Source organism: Flavobacterium sinopsychrotolerans, from assembly GCF_900110375.1.
Classification (GTDB): Bacteria; Bacteroidota; Bacteroidia; order Flavobacteriales; family Flavobacteriaceae; genus Flavobacterium; species Flavobacterium sinopsychrotolerans.
Genome location: NZ_FODN01000001.1, coordinates 426962 through 439124 on the forward strand (window position 1 = coordinate 426962; position 12163 = coordinate 439124).

At 34.9% G+C, this 12163-nt stretch carries 9 protein-coding genes and 2 tRNA genes; 5 read left to right on the top strand and 6 right to left on the bottom strand.

The window, feature by feature from the left end:
* Positions 1 to 3 precede the first annotated feature (3 nt).
* Together BMX64_RS01910 and BMX64_RS01915 are read left to right on the top strand one after the other, a co-directional pair.
* On the top strand, positions 4 to 2178 hold the full coding sequence (locus BMX64_RS01910) for a S46 family peptidase (RefSeq protein WP_091165526.1): 2175 nt from the start codon (positions 4 to 6) through the stop codon (positions 2176 to 2178).
* A gap of 193 nt (positions 2179 to 2371) precedes the next feature.
* On the top strand, positions 2372 to 2596 hold the full coding sequence (locus tag BMX64_RS01915; RefSeq protein ID WP_091165530.1) for a PG1828 family lipoprotein: 225 nt from the start codon (positions 2372 to 2374) through the stop codon (positions 2594 to 2596).
* A gap of 165 nt (positions 2597 to 2761) precedes the next feature.
* Here BMX64_RS01915 and BMX64_RS01920 read toward each other — a convergent pair whose 3' ends face one another.
* The 5 genes from BMX64_RS01920 to mutS all read right to left on the bottom strand — a co-directional run bounded on the left by BMX64_RS01920 (position 2762) and on the right by mutS (position 6560).
* Positions 2762 to 3109, bottom strand: coding sequence for a DUF1508 domain-containing protein (locus BMX64_RS01920; RefSeq protein ID WP_091165533.1), 348 nt, complete (start codon positions 3107 to 3109; stop codon positions 2762 to 2764).
* Positions 3110 to 3320: 211 nt separating this feature from the next.
* The gene (locus BMX64_RS15980; RefSeq protein ID WP_091165536.1) at positions 3321 to 3548 is read right to left on the bottom strand and encodes a GIY-YIG nuclease family protein; all 228 of its coding nucleotides are present in this window, start codon (positions 3546 to 3548) and stop codon (positions 3321 to 3323) included.
* A gap of 83 nt (positions 3549 to 3631) precedes the next feature.
* A tRNA-Leu gene (locus BMX64_RS01930) sits at positions 3632 to 3717 on the bottom strand.
* 15 nt (positions 3718 to 3732) lie between these two features.
* A tRNA-Gly gene (locus BMX64_RS01935) sits at positions 3733 to 3805 on the bottom strand.
* A gap of 148 nt (positions 3806 to 3953) precedes the next feature.
* A complete protein-coding gene (gene mutS, locus BMX64_RS01940; RefSeq protein ID WP_167543012.1) occupies positions 3954 to 6560 on the bottom strand; it encodes a DNA mismatch repair protein MutS in 2607 nt (868 codons plus the stop codon).
* A 156-nt stretch (positions 6561 to 6716) separates the two neighbouring features.
* Between mutS and BMX64_RS01945 the strand changes: the two genes are divergently transcribed.
* The 3 genes from BMX64_RS01945 (at position 6717) to BMX64_RS01955 (ending at position 10914) form a co-directional block, all read left to right on the top strand.
* Positions 6717 to 7160, top strand: a complete 444-nt coding sequence (locus BMX64_RS01945; RefSeq protein WP_091165539.1) for a DUF1573 domain-containing protein — start codon at positions 6717 to 6719, stop codon at positions 7158 to 7160.
* Positions 7161 to 7230: 70 nt separating this feature from the next.
* A complete protein-coding gene (locus tag BMX64_RS01950) occupies positions 7231 to 7767 on the top strand; it encodes an RNA methyltransferase (RefSeq protein ID WP_091165542.1) in 537 nt (178 codons plus the stop codon).
* Positions 7768 to 7812: 45 nt separating this feature from the next.
* Positions 7813 to 10914 (top strand): Ig-like domain-containing protein, encoded by a 3102-nt coding sequence (locus BMX64_RS01955; protein WP_091165546.1) that lies wholly within the window; start codon positions 7813 to 7815, stop codon positions 10912 to 10914.
* Positions 10915 to 10931: 17 nt separating this feature from the next.
* Here the strand turns inward: BMX64_RS01955 and folK are convergent, their stop codons facing one another.
* Positions 10932 to 12068 (bottom strand): 2-amino-4-hydroxy-6-hydroxymethyldihydropteridine diphosphokinase, encoded by a 1137-nt coding sequence (gene folK / locus BMX64_RS01960; protein WP_091165550.1) that lies wholly within the window; start codon positions 12066 to 12068, stop codon positions 10932 to 10934.
* Positions 12069 to 12163 lie beyond the last annotated feature (95 nt).

Here is a 12163-nt window from a genome sequence, read left to right on the forward strand (position 1 = left end):
ACCATGAAATTTTTAAAATTATTCTTATTACTATTTGTCATTCAGACGCAAGCCCAGCAAGGCGGCATGTGGATTCCTTCGCTACTGAAAGGAATGAATGAAACCGAAATGAAAAATCTGGGCATGAAAATGTCTGTAAAAGACATTTATGATGTGAATCAGTCGAGCATGAAAGATGCGGTTCCACATTTTAACGGAGGTTGTACCTCAGAAGTTATTTCGCCAAAAGGGCTAATTCTGACCAATCATCATTGTGGATTTTCACAAATTCAATCCCATTCAACCGTTGACCATGATTACCTGACGGATGGTTTTTGGGCGTACAAAATGGAAGACGAATTACCGAACGAAGGTTTGACAGTTACTTTTATGGTGAAAATTGAAGATGTAACAACAGCTGTTCTCGAAGGTACTGCAAACCTTACCAGCGAAGCCGCAAAACAAAAGAAAATCCAAGAGAACATTACGGCATTGTCGAAATCGTTGCCAAAGGAAAATTGGCAGGAAAATAAAATTCGTACCTTTTTCGAAGGCAATCAATACATCCTTTTTGTAACAGAAACCTTTACGGATGTTCGTTTAGTTGGCGCTCCACCTTCCTCTATCGGGAAATTTGGTTCTGATACTGACAACTGGGTTTGGCCACGTCATACCGGAGATTTCTCATTGTTTAGAATCTATGCTGACAAAAATAATCGCCCGGCAGCCTATTCAAAAGACAACGTACCTTATACACCTAAACACTTCTTGCCTATTTCATTGGATGGCGTAGCCGAAGATGATTTCACATTGGTTTTTGGTTACCCAGGAAAAACAAACGAATATTTACCTTCAGTTGCGATTGAGCAAATTGTAAACGAATTGAATCCTGCAAAAATCGAAATCAGAGACAAAGCTTTGAAAGTTGCTGATGGTTTTATGCGAAAAGACAATGCCATCAAAATTCAATACGCTTCAAAATATGCAAGTATTGCCAATTATTGGAAAAAATGGATTGGCGAAACGCAAGGATTAAAAAAATCAAATGCGGTTGCCGTAAAAAAAGAATCTGAAAAAGAGTTCCAGCAAAAAATAGTAAAAGCAGGCAAAGAAAAAGAATACGGAACGCTGTTGGCTGATTTTGACAAAAACTACACTGAAATTGCGCCTTACGCGGTAGCAAGAGATTATTTCACAGAAATTGTTCTGCGCAATACTGAATTACTGAGTACGGGATATAAATTGTACCAATTAGAAGAGGTTTACAAAACTAAAGGGGAACAGTCTTTCAATGACCGAAAAAATAATTTAATAGCAGGACTGGCTGATTTTTACAAGAATTTCAATGCAACTGTTGACGAAAAAGTTTTTGAGCAATTGATTGAATTGTACGCGACGAAATCTCCAAAACAATTTTTACCAAAAGGCTTGGTGAATGTGAATGCTAAAAATCTGGCTTCGGAAGTTTATTCTAAATCTCAACTGAAAAATTATGCCGGTTTGAAACAATTGTTATCCGGTGATGCCCGTACTGTTTTGTCAAATTTAAATAATGATCCGGGCTTCTTGCTTGTAAAAGAATTAGCTGACAAATATTCTAAAGAAGTTGCGCCAAAATACGACAAATTGAACTTAACGATTACTGCGTTGCAACGCACGTACATGAAAGCGCAATTAGAATTGAATACAGAAAGTCGCATTTTTCCGGATGCTAACAGCACCTTACGTGTAACATACGGAAAAGTAAAAGGATATGAGCCTAAAGATGCTACTGTGTACTCACCAGTTACGTATTTAGACGGCGTGATGGAAAAATATATTCCTGGAGACTATGAATTTGATGTTCCTGCCAAATTGATCGATTTGTACAAAACAAAGGATTACGGTCCTTACGGCGAAAATGGAAAAATGCCGGTATGTTTTATTGGTACAAATCACACCACAGGAGGTAATTCAGGAAGTCCGGCAATTGACGCTAACGGGAACTTAATAGGACTGAATTTTGATAGAGTTTGGGAAGGAACTATGAGTGATATTTATTACGATCCAAGTATTTGCAGAAATATCATGGTAGATATCCGTTACGTTTTGTTCATTATGGATAAATATGCGGGTGCAAAAAACTTAATCAGTGAATTAAAATTAGTTCACCCAAAGAAAATTAAACCGCTGAAAAAGAAAAGCTTAAAACAAAAATAGCCTAAAAACAAGGCCAAAGCAACGTTATTAAACATTTATTAATCAATTGCCCTAACTGGCATAATAATTGTTAATTACTCCGACGTTGACAAAAAATATTATTTTTTAAAAAAAAAATAAAAAAATATTTTACATATTAAAAAATTTATATCTTTGCCACGAATTAATAATTAACCTTTTATATTAAATTAAGATGAAAAAAGTATTTTTAAGTTTAGCTGCTGTTGCTGTATTGACTGTTGTATCATGTAAAAAAGCTGACGCTCCTGCTGAGGATGCTGCAACTACTGTTGATTCTGCTGCTGCTGTAGTTGATTCTGCTGCTGCTGTAGTTGATTCTGCTGCTGTTGTTGTTGATTCTGCTGCTGCTGTTGCTACTGAAGCTGCTGAAGTTGCTACTGAAGCTGCAAAAAAATAATTAGAACTCAAATTCTAAAAATTTTAAAGCCATCCGCTATGCGAGATGGCTTTTTTAATTTGTAAAATCTCATCTTTCGAGAAACAGATTTTCATAAATAAAAAAAGAGAGTTTCGGTAAATTAACCGAAACTCTCTTTTTTCATGCATTAATTCGCTACAAAGCTCAATCAATAAAGACCAAATCACCCGCTGAGAAATCTAATGTCTCCGAAAGTGATCCATAGCGCACAATTTCATCAATTCCTTTCTGCAAACGCAATGAAGTGGTGTATTTTCTACTTGTTGCAAAATGATTCCCTCCCATCATTAATTTAAAAAAAAACTTCCCGCCGGAAGACTTAAACTTTAAAAAATCTGCCGATTCAATATTTGCTTTAAACTTCTCAATATCTTCCTCACACTCAAACTTAAGTTCATAACTTAAACTCGTAAAAACAACTTTCCCCTTCCTGGAAGTGAAAACAAATTTATACTCATCATTGTATCTTTTACTAATTACAAAAGCACCCATGAAATTTTAGATTTTAGATTGCGTATTTTAGATTTCAGATTCTAAATATGGAGCTTAAAATTCACTTCTTTAAAACCTCTTTACTATCAGTTACAAATTCCTATAAATAAAAAAAGCTCAAACATAGTTTGAAGCTTTTTTAGTACTCAGAGCAGCTCCGAAGCTTCGGAGTTGAACCCGCTAGATCATTCTAATCTATTTTGAATATCAATTAAGATATTCGAATCAACTTATTACTTTTTCTAAAAAAAACTCTAGATTTCATTCTTTTCAAAAACTTCTCTAATCCATATGCTTTCTGACTGGATTCACATTCAAAACTTAAACTCAACTCCCAAGGAATTACCTTGACAGTAAATGATTCATTATAAAATCCAGAATTATGCTCACACAATCTTTTTAAGACATCATCCGTAGTTCCTACGTAATATCTGTCTATTTTTTAGAATAAATTATATAAATGAAATACATTTAAAATTTTTTAATAAAAAAAGCTCCAAACATAGTTTGAAGCTTTTTTAGTACTCAGAGCGGGACTTGAACCCGCACGAACATTGCTGTTCACTGGATTTTAAGTCCAGCGTGTCTACCAATTTCACCATCCGAGCATTATGTGGTGTTAGAGCGAAAAACGGGGCTCGAACCCGCGACCTCGACCTTGGCAAGGTCGCGCTCTACCAACTGAGCTATTTTCGCATTTTCAATTCTTAGAAAGAACCGCCATACTTGTTCTGTATTGCGGATGCAAATTTAGGACATTTATTGAATTATACAAGCCTTTTTTATAAAAAAATCACAGATTAAAGTTAATGTTCTGATAACCTAAACTTTAAAATAAAATAAATTATTTTCTGGTCAACATTCTTTTAATCTCATTCAATTTCATCAGCGCTTCCATAGGTGTAATGGTATTTATATCCAGATTCAAAATCTCTTCCTTGATTTCTTCCAATAAAGGATCGTCCAGATTAAAGAAACTCATTTGCATTTCATCTTTTGCAGCTTTAATTCCGTTCAGTGCGTCGCTGGAATGATTCTTTTCTAGTTTCTTTAAAAGTTTCTGAGCTTTCAAAATTACAATCTGAGGCATTCCCGCCATTTTTGCTACGTGTATTCCAAAACTGTGTGCGCTTCCTCCTTTTACCAATTTTCGAATAAAAAGTACCGTATCTTTCAATTCTTTGACAGCCACATTGTAATTCTGAATTCTAGGCAACGATTCACTCATTTCATTCAACTCGTGGTAATGCGTTGCAAACAAGGTCTTCGGTTGCGAAGGATGTTCGTGCAAGAATTCTGCAATTGCCCAAGCTATGGAAATTCCGTCATACGTACTGGTTCCTCTTCCAATTTCATCTAAAAGCACTAAACTCCTATCAGAAATATTATTCAAGATAGAGGCCGTTTCATTCATTTCGACCATAAAAGTAGATTCGCCCATCGAAATATTATCGCTCGCTCCTACTCTGGTGAATATTTTATCCACAATTCCCATTCTCACGCTTTCTGCCGGAACAAAACTCCCCATTTGAGACAAGAGTACAATCAGCGCCGTTTGACGCAAAATAGCTGACTTTCCAGACATATTAGGACCCGTTATCATAATCAATTGCTGCGTTTCTCTATCCAAGAAAACATCATTAGCAATATAAGGCATCCCAACCGGCAATTGTTTTTCAATAACAGGATGTCTTCCGTTTTTGATTTCCAGTTCGAATGTTTCGTCTAGTTCAGGACAAACATATTTATTCTCGATAGCTAATTGCGTGAAAGAACACAAACAATCCAGTTGCGCCACCAAATTAGCGTTCATTTGAACCGGTTTGATATATGTAGCAATCCAACTGACCAATTGTTCGAATAATTCTACTTCTATTTTATGAATTTTCTCTTCGGCGCCAAGAATTTTAGTTTCATATTCTTTTAATTCCTCAGTGATATAACGCTCTGCATTGACCAAAGTTTGTTTTCGAATCCATTCCGCAGGAACTTTGTCCTTATGCATATTCCTAACTTCAATGTAATATCCAAAAACGTTATTGAAAGAAATTTTCAACGAAGAGATTCCTGTCAGTTGTGATTCTCGTTTTTCGATTCCTTCCAAGAATTCTTTTCCAGAAGTTGATATTGCACGCAACTCATCTAATTCAGCATTGATTCCTTTGGCAATCGCGTTTCCTTTGGCAATAGCCACAGGCGCATCTTGATTTAAAACAGTTTTGATTTTTTCACGCAACAATTCGCAACTGTGCAAACTATCACCAATTACTTTTACGGCTTCTTGCGGACTTTCTAACGCCAAGGTTTTTATTGGAATAATAGCATCCAAGGATTCTTTCAGATAAACTACTTCGCGAGGCGATACTTTTCCGGCTGCAATCTTGGAAATCAAACGTTCCAAATCAGAAATTTGCTTGATTTGATTCTGAATATTTTTCAGCACCTCCTGATTTTCTTTCAAATAAGAAACTACCTGATGACGGCTTTTTATTTTAACACTGTCTTTCAACGGCAATGCCAACCATCTTTTTAACAAACGACCACCCATTGGCGAAAGCGTTTTATCAATAACATCAAGAAGTGTTACCGCATTTGGATTATAACTGTGATACAATTCCAGATTGCGAATTGTAAATCGGTCCATCCAGACATAAGCGTCTTCGGCAATACGCTGAATTGCTGTTATATGCTGCACTTTATTATGCTGCGTTTCGGATAAATAATACAAAATGGCTCCCGAAGCAATAATTCCCTCTTTCAATTCTTCGATTCCAAATCCTTTCAAAGAAACTGTTTGAAAATGCTTGGTTAAGGTTTCGAATGCGTAGTCTTCTTTGTAAATCCAATCTTCCAAATAAAAGCTATGATAGTCATCTCCGAAAATTTCCCGGAAATCATTTTTATTGTTTTTTGGAATCAGAACCTCACTTGGATTAAAATTCTGCAACAGTTTATCAATATATTCTGCATTGCCTTGCGCCGTTAAAAACTCTCCTGTAGAAACATCCAAAAATGAAATTCCTATAGATTTATTGGCAAAATAAACCGAAGCCAAAAAGTTATTCGTTTTAGACTGTAAAACCTCATCATTCATAGAAACACCAGGAGTCACCAGTTCAGTAACACCACGCTTTACGATGGTTTTGGTCATTTTTGGATCTTCAAGTTGATCACAAATTGCTACTCGAAGTCCCGCTTTGACTAATTTTGGTAAATAGGTATTCAAGGAATGATGCGGAAAACCAGCCAGAGCCGTCTCGGTCTCAGAACCCGCTCCGCGTTTAGTCAAGACAATTCCTAATATTTTTGAAGCACGAACCGCGTCTTCTCCAAATGTCTCATAAAAATCCCCGACACGAAACAAAAGACAAGCATCAGGATACTTTCTTTTTATTTCATTGTACTGCTTCATTAACGGAGTTTCTTTAACTACTTTATCTTTAGATGCCAATTGTATTTGTATTAAAAAATGAAAAAATATCAGCGAATTTATAGATTTTAAAACAAATAAATAAGGAGTTCAAAAAATTAAACTATTTTAAGAAAGATTTAAGTCATAATTTCTATTTTTTATTTAGATTTGTGAATATTTTAAATTAAAACACACATGAAAAAAATAATTGCTTTAGCTATGCTAGTTGTTTTAGGAGTTACTACTTCTAATGCACAAGAAACATCAAAAAAAGTAAAAGCTACTAGTGCGAAACTTGCAAAAGTGAATGGCGCAGGAATGGTTTTTGTAACTGAAACTATTGACTACGGAACCGTTGCACACAATTCTGATGGGAAACGTGAATTTATTTTCACTAATAACGGAAACAAACCTTTAATCATTACTAACGCTCAAGGTTCTTGTGGCTGTACTGTACCAACGTATCCAAAAGAGCCAATTGCTCCAGGTGCAAAAGGAGTTATTGGAGTAAAATACGACACTTCAAGAGGAGGTCAACCATTTACTAAAACAGTAACATTAACAACTAATGCTACTGTTCCTAACAAAACACTTACAATAAAAGGAAATGTTTTAGCTGCTGAATCTTCAAAAAGCTAAATTTTAAACGAATACGCAAAGAAAGCTTCCATTAACTTCGGAAGCTTTTTTTTTGAATAATTGACAAAATATGAGAAAGCTAGAAAACAGCGAACTAGACAGAAAATCCATTGAAACCTTTAAAAAATCCGAAAAAACACCTCTTATTTTGGTGCTGGATGACATCCGCAGTTTACACAATATTGGCTCTGTCTTTCGAACTGCCGATGCCTTTTTGATCGAAAAAATATATTTATGTGGCATTACGGCTACTCCTCCAAATAAAGAAATCCACAAAACAGCACTTGGTGCAACTGAGACTGTAGCTTGGGAACATCATGGAAATGTTCTTCACGTCATTGAAAATTTAAAAACAGAAGGCATTATTACTCTTGCCATTGAACAAGTAGAAAGTGCAGTTTTTCTTCAAAATTTTAAAGTTGAAAAAAATAAAAAATATGCTTTAGTTTTTGGAAACGAAGTACATGGCGTTTCTCAAGAAGCAGTTGCGTTATGTGATGGCTGTATTGAAATTCCGCAATTAGGAACTAAACATTCTTTGAATATATCAGTAAGTGCAGGAATTGTAGTTTGGGATTTATTTCAAAAAATGAACTGGAATTTGTAGATTTATTAAAAATTGAGATTAGTCCTTTTTTTCCCCGATTGAAATATGAAAAAATTACTCTTTCTTCTTTTAATATTATCTAATTTTTTTGGATATTCCCAACATACTTTAATTCCAGATGTAAATTTTGAACAAGCTTTGATTGATTTAGGAATTGACAGCGGAGTTATTGACGGCAAGGTGCCAACTGCTAATGTGAGTGGAATCATTAGTTTGGATCTTTCTAATAAGAGTATAACTAACTTAACTGGAATTCAAGATTTTCTGGCACTATCTTATTTTAATTGTTTTAATAATCAATTATCTAGTTTAGATGTCACTAAAAACATTTCCTTGACTTATTTATCTTGTTTTAAAAATCAACTAACCAGTTTAGATGTTTCTAAAAACACCACTTTGACTCATTTAGATTGCAATTACAATAAATTAACCAGCCTTAATGTTACGCAAAACACCACTCTAAATTCCTTACATTGTACAGATAATCAATTAACTAATCTGGATGTCACTAAAAACATTGCTCTGAATTATTTATATTTTGGTGGCAATCAATTAACTAATATAGATATTACTAATAATACTTCTTTGAACTATTTATCTTGTTATAATAATAAAATAACCAGTTTAGACCTTATTAAAAACACCTCTTTGACTTATTTAGCTTGTTATAATAATAAATTAACTGGTTTAAATGTTTCTGAAAACACAAAGTTAACGGATTTATATTGTGGTGGCAATCAATTAACTGTTTTAGACGTTACCAAAAACATTTCTTTAAAATCTTTAACTTGTTGGTCCAGTCAATTAACTAGTTTAGATGTTTCTAAAAACAATTTTTTAATTCTTTTATTTTGCGAGGACAATCAACTAACCAGCTTAGATGTCTCCAAAAATACTTCTTTGATTGATTTCGCTTGTTCAAATAATCAATTAACCAGCCTGAATTTAAAAAACGGTAATAATACAAATCTCGATACTTATAGCTTAAGCTTAACATCCAACCCTAATTTAAAATGCATACAAGTTGATAATACAAATTATTCCGACACCAACTGGTCATCTAAAAAAGACACCTCAGCTAGTTATTCTAATAACTGTGGAACTATAGTATCACCAACCAATAACCCCGCCCCCACAATTACAGCAACAGGAACTCAAATTTACTGTACGGGAACTCCATTAAAAATAGTGACCGATATAACCATAACTGGCTCTGATGCCAGTGAAATTGGGACTGACGCAATTTATATCCAAATTTCTACAGGATATGTAAACGGACAGGATGTAATCCAATTATCCAATCCCACACTACACCCAAATATTGTGACTGAATGGAGTCCTCTTGAGGGAAAACTAAAATTATCCAGTGCTACTCCACCAGCAAAAGTACTTTATGCAGACTTTGTAGATGCGATCAAAGATGTTGTTTTTAGCAATTCCTCTATAACTCCTTCTGGTAGTAGGACTTTTTCTATTACCCTTGGAGCAGCCAATTATTTACCTAGAAACGGTCATTATTATGAATATTTCCCCAACATAGGCATTAGCTGGACAGCCGCAAAAGCAGCTGCGGAACAGAAATATTATTTTGGAATTCAAGGATATTTAGCGACAATCACCGCCGCTGACGAAGCAAAAATAGCCGGAGAGCAAGCTTTAGGAAATGGTTGGATTGGCGGTAGTGATGTGGAAACTGAAGGAATTTGGAAATGGATGACAGGTCCAGAAAACGGAACTGTTTTTTGGAATGGCGGAATCAATGGCTCAGCGCCACCAAACCAATTTGCTTTTTGGAATAATGGCGAACCAAATAATAGTAATGGAAATGAGCATTATGTACACGTTAAAGCGCTTGATGTTCTAGGAACTCCTGGATCGTGGAACGATTTACAATTAAATGGTGATGCAAGCGGAGATTACCAATCAAAGGGATATATTATAGAATACGGTGGCATGCCTGGTGATCCAATTCTTGAAATTTCAGCCAGTACCACGATAATAATTCCTCAAATTACAGCTACTACACCAACTTCAAATTGCGGATCAGGAACCGTGACATTGCAAGCAACAGCATCCGGCGGAACGATTAATTGGTATGATGCGGCAAGCTTTGGGAATTTATTACACACGGGTAATACATACACTACCCCATTTTTAAATACAACAACAACCTATTATGTAGAAGCAGGATGTTCCAATAACAGAACAGCCATCATGGCAACAATAAACACTATTCCTACCATAACATCAATCAACAATCCAGTTTCAAGATGTGGAGCAGGCGCTGTTACAGTTCAAGCAACTACCACCAATGGAACAGTTAATTGGTATTCGAGCTTAACTAGCAATACGATTACAGGAACCGGGACAAGTCTGACTGTTCCCAACAGTACACAAAATACGACTTATTATGCCGAAGCCGTGAATAACGGGTGTATTAACGGAAATCGGATTGCTGTTGACATCATAATTCATGATCCTCCGATAGTTATGGACGAAGAATTAATACTTTGTGAATCCGGGAGTTTAATCCTTGATGCAGCAATCCCTGACATGACATATTCATGGTCAACCGGCGAAACCACGAAGACAATTCAGGTTACTGCGCCAGGCATTTATAACGTAACGGTAACAAATAGAGCCAACTGCAGCAGTACCAAAAAGATCACTGTAATTGAACATGATACTCCAGAAATCGACCGGATCGATGTTAATGAAACCACGGTTGTAATTTATTTAAAAAACCCTAAAGATTATTTTGAATATTCTGTTGACGGGATTAATTATCAAAGTTGGAATGTATTTTTTAATTTGGCAAGTGGCTTACAAACAGCTTATGCAAGAGATATAAATTCGTGTGGAATTGACAGTGAAGTTTTTATAGTATTGATTGCTCCGAAATTTTTCACCCCAAACAACGACTCCTTTAATGACGCATGGGAAATAAAAGGATTAGTCAATTATCCTAAAGCTGAAGTAAGCATCTTTGATCGTTATGGTAAATTCATCACGAGATTAAATGCAGCTAAACCATCGTGGGACGGAACGTTCAATAAAAATTTACTTCCCGCAACCGATTATTGGTATGTATTAAAAATTGACACAAACAGTCCTGAAAAAAGAGGACACTTTTCATTAAAAAGATAAGAATTTGAATTACTGACTTATCTTGATGTTTTTTGTTGAATTTCACCTAGAATATACAGATAATCTTCTTGATTTTTTACAAAATCCCGATCCGAAACATCTATAATCAACACATTCAAGTCAGTTTGAGATTTGATATAATCAAGATAACCACTATTGATTTTATCCAAATATTCAGCTGGAATTTTTTGTTCATAGCTTCTGCCTCGCTTTTTTATATTTTGCAAAAGCCTTTCTGAATTTTGATACAAATAAATGTACAAATCCGGTTTTGGCATTTCTCTGTAAATAATATCGAAAAGATTTCGGTACAAACGATATTCGTCTTCGGCCAAAGTTATTTTTGCAAAAATCAAGGATTTAAAAATATGATAATCGGCAACCAGAAAATCTTTAAACAAATCAAATTGTGCTAAATCATCCGATAATTGTTGGTATCTGTCTGCTAAAAAAGACATTTCAAGCGGAAACGCGTAGCGATTTTGATCTTTATAAAATTTGGGTAAAAAAGGATTATCGGCAAAACGTTCTAAAACTGTTTTCGCATTGAAATCCTCCGAAATTTTTGTAGCCAACGTTGTTTTTCCTGCCCCAATATTCCCTTCAAAAGCAACGTAATTAAATTGCTCCAATGGAATACTTTGCAAAGGATTAACCAAATTCTGAACAATAGTGCAAACACTTTCATCTGGTGACAAAGCCAATAATTCCGAAATGTTTTTTTGAAGAATGGGATGTTTCCAATCTAAATTTAAATCTTGAATGGGTAACAAAACAAAATTCCTGTTTTGCATTAGAGGATGTGGAATTTGGAGTTTTTCCGTCGCAATAATTTCTGAATCGAATGCAATCAAATCAATATCAATGGTACGCGATTGGTATTCCTGAGTTTTATTGCGCAAGCGACCCAAACGCTTTTCGATTTTTAAAACCTGAGACAAAATTTTATGAGCAGAGGAAAAAGTATGCAAAACCAAAGCACAATTATAAAAAGCATCACTTTCAAAACCCCAAGCTGGAGTTTCGTATAATTTGGAAACTTTGAGAACCGTACCAATTTCCTGGTGTATCAATTCCAAGCAACGCTCAATATTTTCTAAACGATTGCCTTGATTGCTTCCTATCGATAAAATGACCTGATGTTGTGATTTCATAATTAGGTGCAAATTAACTAAAAGAATTTTAGAATAAGCAATATATTTGTATCCTGTGTTGATATTTAAACATAGAAATTCTGAACGATTGTTTG

Bases quoted from the DNA above. Each gene is read 5' to 3' on its own strand.
- BMX64_RS01910 (WP_091165526.1), top strand. From the start codon at position 4: ATGAAATTTTTAAAATTATTCTTATTACTATTTGTCATTCAGACGCAA.
- BMX64_RS01915 (WP_091165530.1), top strand. From the start codon at position 2,372: ATGAAAAAAGTATTTTTAAGTTTAGCTGCTGTTGCTGTATTGACTGTT.
- BMX64_RS01920 (WP_091165533.1), bottom strand. From the start codon at position 3,109: ATGGGTGCTTTTGTAATTAGTAAAAGATACAATGATGAGTATAAATTT.
- BMX64_RS01945 (WP_091165539.1), top strand. From the start codon at position 6,717: ATGAAAAAAATAATTGCTTTAGCTATGCTAGTTGTTTTAGGAGTTACT.
- BMX64_RS01950 (WP_091165542.1), top strand. From the start codon at position 7,231: ATGAGAAAGCTAGAAAACAGCGAACTAGACAGAAAATCCATTGAAACC.
- BMX64_RS01955 (WP_091165546.1), top strand. From the start codon at position 7,813: ATGAAAAAATTACTCTTTCTTCTTTTAATATTATCTAATTTTTTTGGA.
- folK (WP_091165550.1), bottom strand. From the start codon at position 12,068: ATGAAATCACAACATCAGGTCATTTTATCGATAGGAAGCAATCAAGGC.